The following is a 16,276-nucleotide window of genomic DNA, read 5'->3' on the forward strand; positions in this document are numbered from 1 at the left end:
TTTTATTCTGCTTCTAATAAGCTATGTATTTCCTTAATTAGTTGATGTTTATTATTGGCATTGGTTAACTCGCCAGATAGCGCAACCCCATATACACCTTTGCGTTTTAACTCTGAAATATCAGTTTTAACAATACCACCAATGGCAATAATTGGTGTTTTATAACCGTATTCTTTCATTTTTTGGATAATGGTACGGTAGCCTTGTGCACCTAAAACCGGACTTAAGTTTTCTTTCGTTTTGGTGAATCTGTATGGGCCTAAGCCTATATAATCTGCTCCATCCGTAATACGCTTTTCAACATCAGCAAAAGTATTAGCTGTTCCACCAATAATCATTTGATAACCTACTATTGCTCTGGCTTCTTTGATAGGCATATCATTTAAACCTAAATGTAAACCAAAAGACTTTACTTCCTTAGCTACCAATGGGTAATCATTGATAACTAATTTTGCTTCATAGACATTGCAAAGTAATTTTACTTCTTTTGCAGTAGCTAAAACCAGAGCTTCATCAAACTTTTTCATACGTAATTGAATCCATTTAGCGCCTGCTTTTAACACGCTTTCTATAGCCATTAAATGCGCTTCAGGAGTTTCTCCTTGTGAGATATAGTGTAGTTTCGAAATCATAAATGATGGTATCCTAAAAGTCCTTTTTCACTATTTAAAAATTGTTCTGTATAGGTTTTGGCTAAATCACAAGATTCAGTTAAACAAAAACCTAAAGCCAAGTATGAAGTAATTGCGGCAGACAGCACACAGCCAGAACCATGTTTAGGATAAACTAAAGTTTCTGATGGCATAAAGCGCTTAACTTCTTGATTTGTAAAGAGAAAATCAATACCTAAATGTTCAGTATGATGTCCGCCCTTTAATAAAATATTCCCGTATCTGGCCCATTCTTTTGTTGCTTCTAGTACCTCTTTATTTTGTGATAGTATTTTCATTTCTAGGTAATTGGGTGTTATTAATTCAACCTTAGATAACAGTTTTTTCCACGATTGTTCTCCGTCATAACTCATAAAATCAAAACCTGATGAACTTTTAAGAACAGGGTCTACTATAATCTTTATATGAGGGAGTTTATCTTTAAGAAAATCAACTATTTGTAGTAATAAATCAATATCCTTTACAATACCTATTTTACAAGCTTGGATAGGATATGTAGCAACTAAAGGCTCTAGCTGTTTCATGATTTGATTCTCATCAAGCCAATTGAGCTCATATACATTTGCTTCATCTTGTACAGTAATGGCAGAACTTACTCCAAAACCATAAACCTTTAATTGCTCAAAAACTTTACAATCAGCTATTAAGCCTGCTCCTGCACTAGGGTCTAAACCTGCAATACTTAATACATAGGGTCTTGTTGTAGGCATAACGATTTTAATAGTTTAAATTCCTCAACAGGGTTTACGGCTTCCCAAATAGCGCCTAAAACTGCCGCTCCTTTAAATTCTAAAGCATTTAACTGCTGTATATTAGCTTTCTCCACTCCTCCAACCGCAAAAACTGGAAAATCATTTCTTTTTAAAGCATTTATCCAGTTATCATGAGATTTAGCCATATAGCCAATTTTTGAAATACTGTTAAAAACAGGCCCCAGAAAAGCATAATCAAAATGAGCTAAAGTTTGAATATCCTTTGCATCATGTATAGAAGTGCTTAAAGTAAAGCCTTCTAACTTTAATTGTGCCAGTTCTAAAGAGCTACTGTAATGCCTATCTCGCTCTTTAAAATGCAAATGTTTGATATCAAAATCTTTCACCAAATGATGAAATTGGTGTAAAGCTATTTTAGCTAAATCAGCTTTATCAAAGGCATTTAGAAAGTCTTTACACTGCTCTAGAGTTGCCTTGGGCTTACGGAAATGAAATTTAGTTAAACCATTATTAAATAACTGTTTAACTAAATCCACTTCATCATAAACTTCAACAGGATTAGAAATAACGACTAATTCCATTACAGATAAATTTCGCTTCCTTTGGCTGTAAATTCTTTAGCTTTTTCTTCCATACCTTTTTCCAAAACTTTGGTTTCATCTAAACCGTTTTCTGCGGCATAAGCTCTTACATCTTGCGTAATCTTCATTGAGCAAAAGTTTGGCCCACACATAGAGCAGAAATGAGCAATTTTAGCACCTTCAGCTGGCAATGTCTCATCATGAAATTCTTTAGCCGTATCGGGGTCTAAAGACAGGTTAAATTGGTCTTCCCATCTAAACTCAAAACGGGCTTTACTTAAAGCATTATCTCTGTATTGTGCTCCCGGATGTCCTTTAGCTAAATCAGCAGCATGTGCAGCAATTTTGTATGTAATTACACCATCTTTAACATCTTTTTTATTAGGTAAACCCAGATGCTCTTTTGGTGTAACATAACAAAGCATTGCCGTACCATACCAACCTATCATGGCTGCACCAATGGCAGAAGTAATATGGTCATAGCCCGGGGCAATATCTGTTGTTAGAGGGCCTAAGGTATAAAATGGAGCTTCACCGCAATGCGCTAATTGCTTTTCCATATTTTCCTTTATCAAATGCATGGGAACATGCCCCGGACCTTCAATAATGGTTTGTACATCGTGTTTCCAAGCTATTTTGGTAAGCTCTCCTAAAGTCTCTAATTCACCAAATTGGGCAGCATCATTAGCATCAGCAATAGAACCGGGTCTTAAACCATCCCCTAATGAAAAAGCAACATCATAAGCTTTCATGATTTCGCAAATCTCTTCAAAATGTGTGTATAAGAAGTTTTCTTTATGGTGTGCCAAACACCATTTGGCCATAATAGAACCCCCTCTTGAAACGATACCTGTAATTCTTTTAGCTGTTAATGGAACATATCTTAACAAAACGCCAGCATGAATGGTAAAATAATCTACACCTTGCTCTGCTTGTTCTATTAAAGTATCTCTAAAAAGTTCCCAAGTTAAATCTTCTGCTTTACCGTTTACTTTTTCCAAAGCTTGATAAATGGGTACTGTACCAATAGGCACTGGGGAGTTTCTGATGATCCATTCGCGGGTTTCATGGATATTTTTACCAGTGGATAAATCCATAATGGTATCGGCACCCCAACGACAAGCCCAAACTGCTTTCTCTACCTCTTCTTCTATACTTGAGCTTACTGCAGAATTACCAATGTTAGCATTAATTTTTACCAGAAAATTTCTCCCAATAATCATAGGCTCAAGCTCCGGATGGTTAATATTACAAGGAATAACCGCTCTTCCACTAGCAACTTCTTGTCTAACAAATTCTGGCGTTATCATTCCCTTTGGGGTTAAAGCACCAAAACTATTACCTTGATGTTGCGCTGCCATAGTTTCAAACTGATCACCTAATTGTTCTTTTAAAAGTGCTATTTGTTGATTTTCTCTAATGGCAATATATTCCATCTCTGGCGTGATGATTCCTTTACGAGCATAATGCATTTGCGATACATTTTTACCCGGTTTTGCTTTAAGAGGATTAGCATTTCTACTAAATCTTAACTCATCTAGTTTACTATCATTTAGGCGTTTTTTACCGTATTCTGAGCTTATTTCTGACAATTGCTCTACATCATTTCTATCTAAAATCCATTGTTGACGAAGCTTTGGCAATCCTTTTTTTACATCAATATCCATATTTGGATCTGTATAAGGGCCACTGGTATCATAAACAGCTACAGGCGGATTAGGTTCTGTTAAACCAAAACCGTTATGAATTTTAGTTTCGCTTAGCGTGATTTGCCTCATGGCAACCTGTATGGGATGTAGCTCGCCTTTTACATAAATTTTCTGAGATGCAGGAAAAGGCTCTCTTGATATTTTTTGCTCGGTTGGAATTTTGTCTGTTTTCATAATTTGATTTTTTTAATGAGGATTAACCGCCTTGAGTAGCTTTTATAATGTCAATTTGATCGTTTTCGTGGATGAGTAAAGTATCCCATTGAGATTTTGGGATAACTGTTTGGTTCACAGCCAAAGCCATCCCAGCAAAATCTCCGGAAGGAAAAACATGCTGAATAAGCTCTTGTACAGTTGGAGCTGCTGTAAACTCGAAAAATTGATTGTTGATTTTTATTTTCATTCCTGAACAGTTTAAAAACAAACTTTAGGAATGACCTTTAAGGAAAGCCAAACGAAAAAAGCTATAGAAAGCTTTTCACTTTTCCCTTCGGCAGTATGAACTGCATCAGGTTCAAAGGGTATAATCTCAGCCCGCAAACGGGACACCCCTAAAGTTTTGCTAAAACTAGGGATTATTTATGGAAATGCAACAAAAATTTAAAATTCTAATTTGCTTTAGAGTATTAAACGTCGTTTTTTTCTAACAACTTTAACAAAACAGCAAAATCTTTAGGATATGGCGCTTCGAAAGTTCTTTCTTCTCCATTTAACATAGTAAAAGTAGATTCTTTTGCATGTAAAGCAAACCTTTTCATGATAGGTTGCTCTTCTTCATCTGTTAAACGGTAACCTCTTTTTATTTTGGATAAAAAAGCTGGTTTACCACCATACATATCATCTCCGGTAATAGAAGCTCTTTGGGTAGCCAAATGTATCCTGATTTGGTGCATCCTACCAGTTACCGGCCTGGCCTCTATAAGTGTATAATGTTTGAAGTATTTTAGAGATTTGAAATAGGTATCGGCTTTTTTTCCCTCACTTCTGCTAATCATCACATTACCTTTACCAGCATTTAAAATGGGTAAATCAATCAATAAATCTTCAAAAATATGCGTTCCGTCTACAATTGCGTGATAAACTTTTTTCACTTTACGATGCTCAAACTGCATAGCAATATGCCTGTAAGCTTCTGGGTTTTTAGCAACGATTATTAAGCCTGAAGTTTCCTTATCTAAACGGTGGCAAATTTGAGCATCGGCATGGTATTGTTTGGCAAGTCTTAATAAATTGATATCGCCACCTTCCCTTTCATCTAATGATGCTAAGAATGGAGGTTTATTTACGATAATTAAATCATTATCCTCAAAAATAATAAGGTCTTTAAAATTTGGAAACTTCATAAGGATGGCAAAGATAAGAAAATTGCTTGTGTTTTAACAGTTAGCATCCTGATATCAAGCTTAGCCTAAAACAAAAAACGTATCAATATGGATTGACACGTTTTAATATTTTAATATGGTATTATCTATTTCAATTATTTATAAAGTCTTGGCTAGATAAAATATTAAGCTTCAAACTTATAGCCAACACCTTTAACGGTGCTTACATAATCGTCTCCTAGTTTTTCTCTTAACTTTCTAATGTGTACGTCTATAGTTCTGTTGGTAACCACTACAGAGTCTTCCCAAATATTTTTCAAGATAACTTCGCGGGTGTAAACTTTACCAGGTTTTGAGGCTAAAAGGTATAAAAGCTCGAATTCTTTTTTTGCTAAAACTACTTTATTACCGTTTTGGTAAACTAAGAAAGATTCTCTATCGATTACTAAATCGCCAATTTCTACCTTATTTTCTACCAATTCATCGTTCTGAACATTTCTTCTTAAAATGGCATTTATTCTACTTACTAAAGCTCTTGGTTTAATGGGTTTGGCTATGTAATCATCGGCACCAACATTAAAACCAGCAATTTCAGAATATTCTTCGCTTCGGGCAGTTAAAAATACCATGAATGTATTCTTAAATTCTGGCATAGAACGCATAATTCTACAGGCTTCTATCCCATCCATTTTAGGCATCATGATATCAAGAATAATTAAATCTGGTAAATGCTTACGAGCTTCTGATACTGCTTCTTGTCCGTTACTAGCCGTAATTACATGATATCCTTCCTTACGTAGGTTGTATTCTATAAGCTCTAGAATATCAGGTTCATCATCTACAATTAAAATTTTTTGCTTGTTAACGTTCATGCTTTATTTATTTGTAGCTAATTTATGAGCTTAAGTGAATGTTTTAGTTAAGCCAATATTAACAAATTGTTAAAGTTCATACTATTTTAACAACAATTTGTCAGAAATCAAACTTCATGCTAAACATTAATTATAAAGTCTTCTGTAAAAAGGCCTCTAGCTCTTCTCCTCTTAAGTTTTTAGCGATGATTTTTCCTTCCGGATTAATTAGAAAAGAAGCTGGTATTGCATTAACATTGTATAAACGAGCATTTTCAGAATCCCACTGTTTCATTTCAGAAATATGTGTCCAGTTTAGGTTATCTGCCTGTATGGCTTGTTGCCATTTACCTTTATCATCATCTAAAGAAAAACCAAGAACGGTGAAGTTTTTAGCTTTAAACTGCTGGTAAACCTTAACAATATTAGGGTTTTCTTGTCGACAAGGTGCACACCAACTTGCCCAAAAATCTAGCAACACATATTTACCTTTAAAATCAGAAAGTTTAATGATTTTTCCTTCCGGAGTTTCTGCACTAACTTCTGGTGCTAACTGGCCTATAGCTGTTTTACTAGCCATTTCCATTTGTTGCGCAAATGCTTGTACAGCGGGGTTATTGGGGAAATTTGCTTTTGCTTCTTTACTGTATGCTATTAATTGAGATTCGTATGCCGTTGCATTAACGCCCATCATCACATTAGCAGCAAAAAAAGCAGTCAGAGATTTTTTATTAGTCTCAATAAAATCATAAGAATTCTTTAGGAAAGGTTTTGCTATTTCTTGAGATTTTGCTGTGTATTTTGCTATTAAAGAGTCTTTTAAATCTGGGTTGCTATCAATCATTTTACTGTATTGCTCTGCCATAGCACCTGTTTTACTTGTAAAAGTTGTGGTGATTCTATTGTAGGCGGTAATCTTTTCTGCTTCCTCAGAACCTTCTACTTGGTAAGCGCCAGAATTGTCTCTTAAATCGGTTTTAAAGTCTATTTCATCACCATTAGAAGCTATCAGCATATAAGATTTATTCCCGATTACTAATTGAAAGAAATCTGGCTTTTCTGATTTGTATTTTAAAGTAAACTCTTGATTTTCATCAAAAAAAGTAGAATCAATTGGAGCCATTTGACCCATATTATTGCTAGCGTATAAATAAATTTTTTGCTGTTCGCCTTTATTTTTAACTGCACCGTTTATCACAAACTCAGTTTTGTTCTTACATGAAACAAAACCAATAGCTAAACATAAAAAAGCTATAATTCCTTTTGCCATTATTTTAAACTTTCTATTTTACTGATTAATACCTGGTTGGCTTTTTTAGGGTCTATCTTACCTTTTGAAATTTTCATCACCTCGCCCATAAACAATCCTAAAACGCCTTTTTTACCATTATGGTACTCGGTAACTTTATCAGGAAATTTAGCCACTGCAGCATCAATAAAACCTTCTAATTCATCATGATTATCATTAATGATAAGATTTAGCTCTTCTGCTAAAAGCTTCACTTCTTTATCAGGATGATTGATTACCGCTGGGAATAACACATCTTTAGCTTGATTGTTGTTTAATTTCCCTTCTTCTACCAAATTGATGATAGCTGCAATTTTATCAGCGGCAACGCTAAAATCTGTAAAATTTAAACCTTTATCGTTTAAATAGGATTTTACCGGCCCCATCACCCAATTAGAAGCTGCTTTGCAATTTTCGCAGCTGTCTGTTATCGCTAAATAGTAATCGGCCATAGCTTTTTCTGCTGTTATGACACGAGCATCGTATTCTGGTAAGTTCATTTCTTGTGTAAACTTAGCTACCAATTGCTCTGGCAGGGCTGGCATTGCTGCTTCTATCTCATTGATATAAGCTTCGCTTAATGCTATAGGTAATAAATCAGGCTCGGGGAAATAGCGATAATCATTAGCCATTTCTTTAGAGCGTAAAGGTGTAGTGATACCTGTACTGGCATCAAAATTTAAAGTATTTTGCTCTATAATTACGCCTTCTTCAATCAGATTTATTTGACGAATGATTTCGTATTCTATGGCTTTTTGAACGTTTTTAATAGAATTTAAGTTCTTTACCTCGCAACGCTTACCTAAAGCTTTTTCTCCTTTTAAACGAACAGAAATATTAGCATCGCAACGCATAGAGCCTTCTTCCATGTTACCATCACAAATATCAAGGTAACGTACTAATTTTCTAAGCTCGGTTAAATAAGCTGCGGCTTCTTCACCAGAAGAAATCATAGGCTCGCTCACCACTTCTAAAAGTGGTACGCCTGCTCTATTTAAATCTATGTATGAGTATAATGGATCTATGTCGTGAATACTTTTACCGGCATCCTCTTCCATGTGGATACGGTTTAATAAAATATCCTTTGTTGTGCCATCGTTTAAGATGATTTTTAGCTTTCCGCCTTTGCAAATGGGTTGGTTATCTTGGGTAGTTTGGAAACCTTTAGGCAAATCGGCATAAAAATAATTTTTACGGTCGAAGTAATTGAAACGGTTAATTTCTGATTGTATAGCTAAGCCTAGTTTTACCGCACTCTTTATCATAGCCTCATTGGTATAAGGCAAAGCGCCCGGTAAACCTAAGGAGACAGGGCTGATATTGGTATTTGGCTGATTGCCAAAACTTGCAGAATCTGAACAAAAAGCCTTTGACTTTGTAGATAATTGAACGTGAACTTCAAGGCCTATTACTGCCTCGTACTTGTTTAAAATAGCTTCTGAAATAACCGTCATTCTTATAATTCGCCTAAAAAATTGATGGGCACATTTCATCAAATATAATTTAAAACATACATATAGCCATTTTTAAGGCAAATTTTACGAATAATGTAAAATATTGGTAGTATTTATAGTTGGTTTTGAGATAATGATAAATAGAAGTGTTTTTAGATGTGGGATGATTAAAAATCAATCATCAAAAGATGATTAAATACCTTAAAATGGTTAAGCTATAGGAGATACGTATTTCTGAGTTTTAATCAATTCTTCCTTCGGTGCTCCTTCGGATTGCTCTGTGTGATCTCTGTGTGATGTATGTGTCACGAAGGTTTATTAACTATAATTTATCACCACAGGTATTTCTCTTCAAATTCAATTCCGTGTTCATCAAGTAAAGCAATGTACTCTTCTTTAAAAGTTTTTTCGCCATGATGCTCTTCCTGATTTTTAACATATTTGATGACTCTTGCTTTTTCTTTGATGCTGTAAGTAAAAGCACCGTAACCACCTTGCCAACCTATAAAATTTTCAAATAGTTTTTTTTCTTTAATGTATAAAGAGCTAGCTACTTTAATGTCTTTTACCAAAGATGCTAAGGATACTGAGGGATGTAAATGTGTTACAATGTGGATGTGGTCTTCAACACCATTTATACGATATAAGTGACATTTTTTACTTTCTAAAATCCCCCATATGTATTTAAAAAGTTCTTTTCTGTTATTCTTGGTTAAGACGCGTTCTCGGTATTTAGTGCTAAATACGATTTGATAGATGATTTGTGTATAGGTACTCATGATGTTTATGGTGTATCACACAGGTTTTACCTGTGGTTAATCAAGTTTAAGCCCTTTGGGCTTAGCCTGAAACTTGATAATGAAATGCTTTTTATTTTTTTGTTTAAGTTAATAATAATTAAAGAGGCAAATTCTTTACAAACTAATATATACAAACTTAGATATAAAACTAAAAAAGCACCTAATTACTCATAATCCCAACGGGATTAAATATCAATAACACTAGGTATATCCTAGTGAAATAACACTAGGTATATCCTAGTGAAATAACACTAGGTATATCCTAGTGAGATAAACATAGATATATCCAAGCAAGACACAATACTACCAACTCATAATCCCAACGGGATTAAATTTCAATAAAGTTCAATAAAGCTAGGTGTATCCTAGCGAGATAGGTGTATCCTAGCGAGATAGGTATATCCTAGCGAGATAGGTGTATCCTAGCGAGATAAGTATATCACTATAAATAAGCTTTAGCTTTGTCTAAAGCACTTTTTAAACCATCAGGGTTTTTACCACCTGCGGTAGCATAAAAAGGCTGACCGCCACCGCCACCTTGTATTTCTTTGGCTAACTCTCTCACGATAGTGCTGGCATTTAAACCTTTATCTTTCACTAAATTATCAGAAAGCATAACGGTTAAATTTGGTTTACCATCAAAAGTAGCACCTATAACCAAGAATAAATTATCTACCACATCTTTCAGCTGGAAAGCTAAATTTTTTACCGCATCAGCATGAGGTAGATCTACCAATGCTGCAATAAACTGAATGCCGTTTATTTCTTCCGCTTTATCTTTTAAAGCATTTTTTAAACCTGATGCTTTTTCAGAAACAGATTTTTCTACTTCCTTTTTAAGCTTGCTGTTTTCTTCTAACAAAGCTTCAACGCTTTTAGCAAGGTCTTTAGGATTTTTTAACAACTCCTTTAAACTAGCTAAAAGTTGATTTTGCTCTTGTATAAACTGCTCTGCTGCAATAGCCGTGATGGCTTCTATCCTACGCACACCTGCTGCAACAGCACTTTCAGAAACAATTTTAAAATACCCGATTTGCCCAGTTGCTTTTACGTGAGTACCACCACAAAGCTCTTTGGAGTAATGGTCATCAAAAGTTATTACACGAACAAAATCGCCATATTTCTCACCAAATAAAGCCGTTACGCCGCTTTCTATAGCTTTTTGGTAAGGCACATTTCTTTCTTCTTTTAAAGCGATGTTTTCTCTAATCTTCTCGTTAACAATAGCTTCTACTTGATGAATTTCCTCATCAGTAAGTTTAGAGAAATGAGAGAAATCAAACCTTAATTGATCTGCATTTACCAAAGAACCTTTTTGATTCACATGGTCGCCCAGTACCATTTTTAATGCAGCATGTAGTAAGTGGGTTGCCGAGTGGTTATTTTCTGTTAAAGTTCTGCTTAGCGAGTTTATTTTAGCTACAAACTCTGTCTCTAAGTTTTGAGGTAAAGCATCGGTAAAATGAATAATTAAGCCATTTTCTTTCTTGGTATCGGTAATGATAACCTCTTCACCCTCACCAATTAAAATACCACTATCTCCTACCTGACCACCACTTTCTGCATAAAAAGGAGTACGGTCTAATACCAATTGGTACTGCTCTTTTCCTTTAGCCTTTACTTTACGGTATTTTAAAATTTTAGCTTTAGCTTCCCAATCATCGTAACCTAAAAATTCTACTTCTTCGCCTTCGCTAACGATAACCCAGTCTTCTGTATCAATGGCTGTTGCTGCTCTGGAACGAGTTTTTTGTTTTTCAAGTTCTACAGCAAAGCCTTCCATATCTACACTTAAGCCCTTTTCTCTAGCCATCAGCTCGGTTAAGTCTATCGGGAAACCAAAAGTATCATACAACTCAAAAGCAAAAGGACCGTTCATCACCGTACCTTTATTTTCCTGAATGTATTTTTCGAAACGGATAATTCCGTTTTCTAAAGTTCTTAAAAAGGCATTTTCTTCTTCTAAGATTACTTTTTGAACAAAATCTTGTTGCGCTATCAATTCATCAAAAACACCTTTGAACTGCGCTGCCAATAAAGGCACCAATTTATTCATGAAGGGCTCTTTGAAGCCTAAATATTGATAAGCATAACGTATTGCTCTTCTTAAAATACGACGAATAACATAGCCTGCTTTATTATTAGAAGGCAACTGCCCATCTGCAATAGCAAAAGCAATAGCCCTGATATGGTCTGCCATTACACGCATCGTAACGGCTTGTCCCCAATCCTGATCACCCGGTTGCGCATCAGCGTTATAAGCTACACCCGCAGATTTCGAAATAAATTCAATCATCGGTGTAAACACATCAGAATCGTAATTTGAGGTTTTACCTTGTATTACACGCACCAAACGCTCGAAACCCATTCCGGTATCAACATGTTGGGCAGGAAGTTTTTTTAGAGAGCCGTCTTTTAAACGGTTAAACTCCATAAAAACGTTATTCCAGATTTCTATCACTTGAGGGTCATCGGCATTTACCAAAGTAGCGCCATTTATTTTAGCCCTTTCTTCGTTAGAACGACTATCGAAATGGATTTCTGAACATGGGCCACATGGACCTGTTTCTCCCATTTCCCAAAAATTATCTTTTTTATTTCCGGTAAGGATGCGCTCTTTAGGTACAAATTGCAACCATAAATCGTAAGCTTCTTGGTCTTTTGCCAAACCTTCTTTCTCATCGCCTTCAAATATGGTTACATATAAACGCTCTTTATCTAGCTTATAAACCTCGGTAAGTAGCTCCCAACTCCATTCTATGGCTTCTTTCTTGAAATAATCGCCAAAGCTCCAGTTCCCCAGCATCTCAAACATGGTGTGGTGATAGGTATCAATACCTACCTCTTCTAAATCATTATGCTTGCCAGAAACCCTTAAACAACGTTGCGTATCGGCCACACGAGGATATTTTATAGGTGCTTCCCCTAAAAAAAGATCCTTAAACTGATTCATACCAGCGTTGGTAAACATCAAGGTTGGGTCGTTTTTAACAACAATAGGTGCAGATGGAACAATCTGGTGGCCTTTAGAAGCAAAAAAATCTAAAAATGCCTGACGGATTTCTTTAGCAGTCATACTCATAGCCTGCAAAGATAAATTTGATTTTGGATTTTTAAAGATAAGATTTAAGAATACTAAGCCTGCTTAGCTTGTTGTTGCTGAGGCTTTTTGTTTTTATTGAACTTTTTCTTCTTCCAATTGCTTTTTCCGCTACCTCCGCCAGATGTATTTGGCTTATATACAGGCGCTTCCCCTAAACTCTCGGGCAAAGCTATTTTAGGAACTTCACGCCCCATTAAAGCTTCTATCCTTCCAAATTTATTTTGGTCTTTATCATTAATAAAGGTTATAGCCGTTCCGGTGGTTTCTGCTCTGGCTGTACGGCCAATACGGTGAATGTAATCTTCTGGATCTGGTGGTACATCGTAATTGACTACTAAGCTGATACCTTCAACATCAATCCCTCTAGAAATAACATCGGTGCCAACCAAAACACTTAGCTTTTTACCTTTAAACCTACTCATGATATCTTCACGCTGTTCTTGGTCTAGGTCTGAGTGGAAAGCTTCTGCCGCTATTCCTTTTTTATTCAGCTCGGAATTCAATTTTTTAACAATCTCCTTACGGGATGCAAAAATGATAATGCTACTATAAGCTGCATCGGCTAAAATGGTTTTGAGTAAAGGTATTTTTTGCTCATCAAAAGCCATATAAGCTTGCTGATTGATACCCTCTGATGGTTTAGAGATGGCGATATTAACTTCTACCGGGTTACGAAGGATTTTATTAGCTAAAGTCCTGATTTTATGCGGCATGGTAGCAGAAAACATAATATTCTGACGTTCTGCCGGCAGGTAACTCATGATACGAACAATATCATCAAAGAAACCCATATCCAGCATACGGTCGGCCTCGTCTAAAACCAAATGTTGTAGCTTAGAGAAATCTATCTTTCCTGCTGTTAAATGAGCAATTAAGCGTCCAGGAGTAGCCACAATAATGTTTACTCCTTCTGCTAAAGATCTTTTTTGCTGCTCGTAATTGATACCATCGCCACCGCCATAAACGGCAATAGAAGTGCAACCTGTAAAATAAGCCAAGCCCATAATCTGCTGGTCTATTTGTAAGGCTAACTCTCTGGTTGGCGCTAAGATGATGGTATTGATATCATCGGTTCCTAATAATTGGATTTTATGCAGAACAGGCAATAAATAAGATGCTGTTTTACCCGTACCTGTTTGTGCACAAGCTATTAAATCTTGATTGTTTAAAATAACAGGAATAGCTTGTTCTTGTATTGGGGTTGCTTTGGTGAAGCCCATGGTATCTAAACCTTCTTGTAATGAGCTTACGAAATTAAATTCTTCGAATTTCAAATGACTGTGTAATTATATTTTCTGTAAATATATCTTAAATATTGTATAATGAAGCAATACTGTCCTAAACGTTTATGAAAACATCAAAAGTAACGCAATAGCTTAAAATTTATGAGATAAAAATAGATTTCAGAAAAGAACCCCTTGAATAACTTGTTTATCTTTTAGCTCATCGGGTTCTTCAAAAGGCCTATCGAGCCAATTCTGTAGATTTATTTTCACAAATATGTTAAGTCTGATAAATGCGATAAGGTTGGAGAGCTGCCATCCATATTTAGCCATTGCTTTAAGTGCTTTAAGGATGAGGATGGTAATTAGCGCTGTCCATATCTGTATCATCACGGCATTTTCTGTGGTTCCGATAAATGATTTGATATGCAGGTTCTGTTTGATCTCTCTAAAAAAGATTTCAATCTGCCATCTGCTTTTATAAAGCTCACTGATGGTGTTTGCTGTCCAATACATTTGATTGGTAATAATTTCTATAGTTTGTTCATTTTTATCATCCCAAACAGCCACTCTTCTTAAGTTTTTGGGATAGCTGTCCTTTGATTTTGTGGTTTTAAGCTCAATAATCTCGTCAATCAGGATATTCTTATGCCTGTTCTCCGGCAATATATTTTCCTTAACTGTAGTATATTGGAGGTTTTCTTTATGTCTGATCACAAAAAATACGCCGTTGCTGTCCCAAACATTCAGCAGGGCAAAGTCATTATAGAATCGGTCTGCAACAATAACACTTCCTTTGTGTAAAGGCACATCATAAGCTCCTTTGTTATCCGCAGTTTTGCCGTTGGTAATATTGACATATGCTGGTAGATTGCCATCATAATCAAGCAGAGTATGCAGTTTAACCGCTCCTTTAGCTGTTTTGTACCTGGCCCAATCAAATAGAGAAAGACACAGACTGATAGTAGTGGAGTCTAACAGGAAGATTTTGGACTTAATCCTGAACTTTATTTGTTTAAAGCCTGCCTGCTGTCCCAAACTTTCTAACAGTATGAAATAATAGGACTTGAAGATGTTATAGTCCCTGTGCTTGTTCTGATAGCTTACACTAGATTTAGATGGAGCTTTTTGAATACCTAAATGATTGAGGTTGCCAGTAGCTGAACGAAGACCGTTACTAATATCACGTACCGATTGGCTTTTGGCAAACTGGCAGAACAACATCGATACTAGATGTGTCCAGCTTGTATAACCTTTATTATGTTTGTCGCTCTGAGATGTAGATACCAGTTTGTTGAACTTTGAACGCTCAAGTTTTGATATGATTTGGGAGAATAGTGTTACATTTACCATTGAGAAAGGGTTTGTTTTTGTGCAACCTCAAAGGTAACGATGAGTTAAAACTTTCCTTTCTCTTTTTTTATTCGTTTAGGACGCTATTGATAATGAAGCTATTACTTAAAGCTAAAGAAAGCCCGGTTCTTTGGGTTGTCTAGTTTTGTACTGGTTTTAGTGTCTCCAGCTAGCACATTTAAAATGTTTACCTGACTATCATGCTGTTTAAATAAAACATCATTAAAAACCTCTAATTTATTGATTTTAGCAACTTTTTCTGTTTCCAGATAACACCAGGCCGCATCTTCTTCTATCTCAAAACCTAAAAAATTAGCCGACATAGTTTTACCATTTGCTACCACATACAAATGTTTTTGTAAGTAAGCCGCTATTAATTTTTCTAGCGCTGCTTTATCTGTTGGTTTTAGGATATTGATTTCTTGTCCGCTCTCTTCTTTTATAGCTTTTTCTAAATCATCAAAGAAAATTTTGGTACTTATTTGTATGGTTTTACTTTCTGGGTTTTGCCTTATTTCTGTAACACTTACATAGAAAGGATGAAAAAAGACAAACAATAAACTTAATATCTTCAGCATTATTAATAACTTCAAGATTGATTTAACATCCTAAATTAAGAAAAATTATAGATGCAAGACTTTTCTTTGTTTTTTGAACTCGGCTGGCAGCATATTTTAGACTGGCAGGGTTATGATCATATTTTATTTGTAACAGCACTTTGCGGTACTTACCTCGTTAAAGACTGGAAAAAAATTTTAATTCTGGTAACCGCCTTCACCGTTGGGCACTCTTTAACCTTAGCACTTAGCGTTTTCAATAAAATCTTAATTCCTAGTAGCTGGATAGAGTTTTTAATTCCAATAACCATTTTAATTACTACCATTTTAAACATCATCAATAAACAAACCATCAGAAAAAACATCAATACCTCTTATTTGCTTGCGCTGATGTTTGGACTGATACATGGCCTTGGTTTTTCTAATTATTTGAAGAGTTTGATGGGAAAAAGCAACAATGTTGTTGCAGAGCTACTTGCTTTTAACTTAGGATTAGAATTTGGACAAATAATTATCGTATTTTCGATACTTGTCTTATCATTTTTATTGGTAAATATGATAAGAGTACAAAAAAGAGAGTGGAATTTGTTTATTTCATCCGCCATTTTTGGGATTTCACTCCTCATGGCTATAGAAAGAATACCTTAATAT

15 protein-coding genes and 1 riboswitch are annotated in these 16,276 nt (G+C 35.4%); of the genes, 1 reads left to right on the forward strand and 14 read right to left on the reverse strand.

Annotated elements, in window-relative coordinates:
* Positions 1 to 2 precede the first annotated feature (2 nt).
* From FYC62_RS05785 to FYC62_RS05850, 14 genes are all read right to left on the reverse strand, one after another.
* Positions 3 to 632, reverse strand: a complete 630-nt coding sequence (locus FYC62_RS05785; protein ID WP_149074271.1) for a thiamine phosphate synthase — start codon at positions 630 to 632, stop codon at positions 3 to 5.
* Entirely contained in the window at positions 629 to 1,381 is a 753-nt protein-coding gene (locus FYC62_RS05790; protein WP_149074272.1) for a hydroxymethylpyrimidine/phosphomethylpyrimidine kinase, read from the reverse strand. Before FYC62_RS05790 ends, FYC62_RS05785 begins: the two co-directional genes overlap by 4 nt.
* On the reverse strand, positions 1,354 to 1,965 hold the full coding sequence (locus tag FYC62_RS05795) for a thiamine phosphate synthase (RefSeq protein ID WP_149074273.1): 612 nt from the start codon (positions 1,963 to 1,965) through the stop codon (positions 1,354 to 1,356). Before FYC62_RS05795 ends, FYC62_RS05790 begins: the two co-directional genes overlap by 28 nt.
* Positions 1,965 to 3,848: a phosphomethylpyrimidine synthase ThiC gene (gene thiC, locus FYC62_RS05800; protein WP_149074274.1), complete on the reverse strand. Its 1,884-nt coding sequence runs from the start codon at positions 3,846 to 3,848 to the stop codon at positions 1,965 to 1,967. The genes FYC62_RS05795 and thiC overlap by 1 nt, the downstream gene beginning before the upstream one ends.
* A 22-nt stretch (positions 3,849 to 3,870) precedes the next feature.
* Positions 3,871 to 4,077, reverse strand: a complete 207-nt coding sequence (gene thiS, locus FYC62_RS05805) for a sulfur carrier protein ThiS (RefSeq protein WP_149074275.1) — start codon at positions 4,075 to 4,077, stop codon at positions 3,871 to 3,873.
* 65 nt (positions 4,078 to 4,142) lie between these two features.
* A riboswitch (TPP riboswitch) is annotated at positions 4,143 to 4,237 on the reverse strand.
* Positions 4,238 to 4,300: 63 nt separating this feature from the next.
* A complete protein-coding gene (locus tag FYC62_RS05810) occupies positions 4,301 to 5,017 on the reverse strand; it encodes an RluA family pseudouridine synthase (protein WP_039451559.1) in 717 nt (238 codons plus the stop codon).
* 164 nt (positions 5,018 to 5,181) lie between these two features.
* Positions 5,182 to 5,868 (reverse strand): response regulator transcription factor, encoded by a 687-nt coding sequence (locus FYC62_RS05815; protein ID WP_039451562.1) that lies wholly within the window; start codon positions 5,866 to 5,868, stop codon positions 5,182 to 5,184.
* Between the two features lie 130 nt (positions 5,869 to 5,998).
* Positions 5,999 to 7,117, reverse strand: a complete 1,119-nt coding sequence (locus tag FYC62_RS05820; protein WP_149074276.1) for a TlpA disulfide reductase family protein — start codon at positions 7,115 to 7,117, stop codon at positions 5,999 to 6,001.
* Complete coding sequence (gene gatB, locus FYC62_RS05825; protein WP_205943799.1) at positions 7,117 to 8,589, reverse strand: Asp-tRNA(Asn)/Glu-tRNA(Gln) amidotransferase subunit GatB; 1,473 nt, start codon at positions 8,587 to 8,589, stop codon at positions 7,117 to 7,119. Before gatB ends, FYC62_RS05820 begins: the two co-directional genes overlap by 1 nt.
* A 332-nt stretch (positions 8,590 to 8,921) precedes the next feature.
* Positions 8,922 to 9,368 carry an IS200/IS605 family transposase gene (gene tnpA / locus FYC62_RS05830; RefSeq protein ID WP_039451568.1) on the reverse strand — a complete coding sequence of 149 codons (447 nt, stop codon included), beginning with the start codon at positions 9,366 to 9,368 and terminating at the stop codon, positions 8,922 to 8,924.
* Between the two features lie 463 nt (positions 9,369 to 9,831).
* Positions 9,832 to 12,465 carry an alanine--tRNA ligase gene (gene alaS / locus FYC62_RS05835; RefSeq protein ID WP_149075856.1) on the reverse strand — a complete coding sequence of 878 codons (2,634 nt, stop codon included), beginning with the start codon at positions 12,463 to 12,465 and terminating at the stop codon, positions 9,832 to 9,834.
* A gap of 59 nt (positions 12,466 to 12,524) precedes the next feature.
* Entirely contained in the window at positions 12,525 to 13,766 is a 1,242-nt protein-coding gene (locus FYC62_RS05840; protein WP_205943800.1) for a DEAD/DEAH box helicase, read from the reverse strand.
* A 129-nt stretch (positions 13,767 to 13,895) separates the two neighbouring features.
* The gene (locus tag FYC62_RS05845; RefSeq protein WP_149074277.1) at positions 13,896 to 15,068 is read right to left on the reverse strand and encodes an IS4 family transposase; all 1,173 of its coding nucleotides are present in this window, start codon (positions 15,066 to 15,068) and stop codon (positions 13,896 to 13,898) included.
* A gap of 101 nt (positions 15,069 to 15,169) precedes the next feature.
* The gene (locus FYC62_RS05850; RefSeq protein WP_149074278.1) at positions 15,170 to 15,646 is read right to left on the reverse strand and encodes a DUF6702 family protein; all 477 of its coding nucleotides are present in this window, start codon (positions 15,644 to 15,646) and stop codon (positions 15,170 to 15,172) included.
* Positions 15,647 to 15,697: 51 nt separating this feature from the next.
* Between FYC62_RS05850 and FYC62_RS05855 the strand changes: the two genes are divergently transcribed.
* Positions 15,698 to 16,273, forward strand: a complete 576-nt coding sequence (locus FYC62_RS05855) for a HupE/UreJ family protein (protein WP_149074279.1) — start codon at positions 15,698 to 15,700, stop codon at positions 16,271 to 16,273.
* Positions 16,274 to 16,276 lie beyond the last annotated feature (3 nt).

Source organism: Pedobacter aquae (genome assembly GCF_008195825.1).
Classification (GTDB): Bacteria; Bacteroidota; Bacteroidia; order Sphingobacteriales; family Sphingobacteriaceae; genus Pseudopedobacter; species Pseudopedobacter aquae.

What these genes read in the sequence shown, in the direction of transcription:
- FYC62_RS05810 (WP_039451559.1), bottom strand. Translation starts at nt 5,017, where the DNA reads ATGAAGTTTCCAAATTTTAAAGACCTTATTATTTTTGAGGATAATGAT.
- FYC62_RS05795 (WP_149074273.1), bottom strand. Translation starts at nt 1,965, where the DNA reads ATGGAATTAGTCGTTATTTCTAATCCTGTTGAAGTTTATGATGAAGTG.
- tnpA (WP_039451568.1), bottom strand. Translation starts at nt 9,368, where the DNA reads ATGAGTACCTATACACAAATCATCTATCAAATCGTATTTAGCACTAAA.
- alaS (WP_149075856.1), bottom strand. Translation starts at nt 12,465, where the DNA reads ATGACTGCTAAAGAAATCCGTCAGGCATTTTTAGATTTTTTTGCTTCT.
- FYC62_RS05855 (WP_149074279.1), top strand. Translation starts at nt 15,698, where the DNA reads ATGCAAGACTTTTCTTTGTTTTTTGAACTCGGCTGGCAGCATATTTTA.
- FYC62_RS05815 (WP_039451562.1), bottom strand. Translation starts at nt 5,868, where the DNA reads ATGAACGTTAACAAGCAAAAAATTTTAATTGTAGATGATGAACCTGAT.
- FYC62_RS05845 (WP_149074277.1), bottom strand. Translation starts at nt 15,068, where the DNA reads ATGGTAAATGTAACACTATTCTCCCAAATCATATCAAAACTTGAGCGT.
- gatB (WP_205943799.1), bottom strand. Translation starts at nt 8,589, where the DNA reads ATGACGGTTATTTCAGAAGCTATTTTAAACAAGTACGAGGCAGTAATA.
- FYC62_RS05850 (WP_149074278.1), bottom strand. Translation starts at nt 15,646, where the DNA reads ATGCTGAAGATATTAAGTTTATTGTTTGTCTTTTTTCATCCTTTCTAT.
- FYC62_RS05820 (WP_149074276.1), bottom strand. Translation starts at nt 7,117, where the DNA reads ATGGCAAAAGGAATTATAGCTTTTTTATGTTTAGCTATTGGTTTTGTT.
- FYC62_RS05785 (WP_149074271.1), bottom strand. Translation starts at nt 632, where the DNA reads ATGATTTCGAAACTACACTATATCTCACAAGGAGAAACTCCTGAAGCG.
- thiS (WP_149074275.1), bottom strand. Translation starts at nt 4,077, where the DNA reads ATGAAAATAAAAATCAACAATCAATTTTTCGAGTTTACAGCAGCTCCA.
- FYC62_RS05790 (WP_149074272.1), bottom strand. Translation starts at nt 1,381, where the DNA reads ATGCCTACAACAAGACCCTATGTATTAAGTATTGCAGGTTTAGACCCT.
- thiC (WP_149074274.1), bottom strand. Translation starts at nt 3,848, where the DNA reads ATGAAAACAGACAAAATTCCAACCGAGCAAAAAATATCAAGAGAGCCT.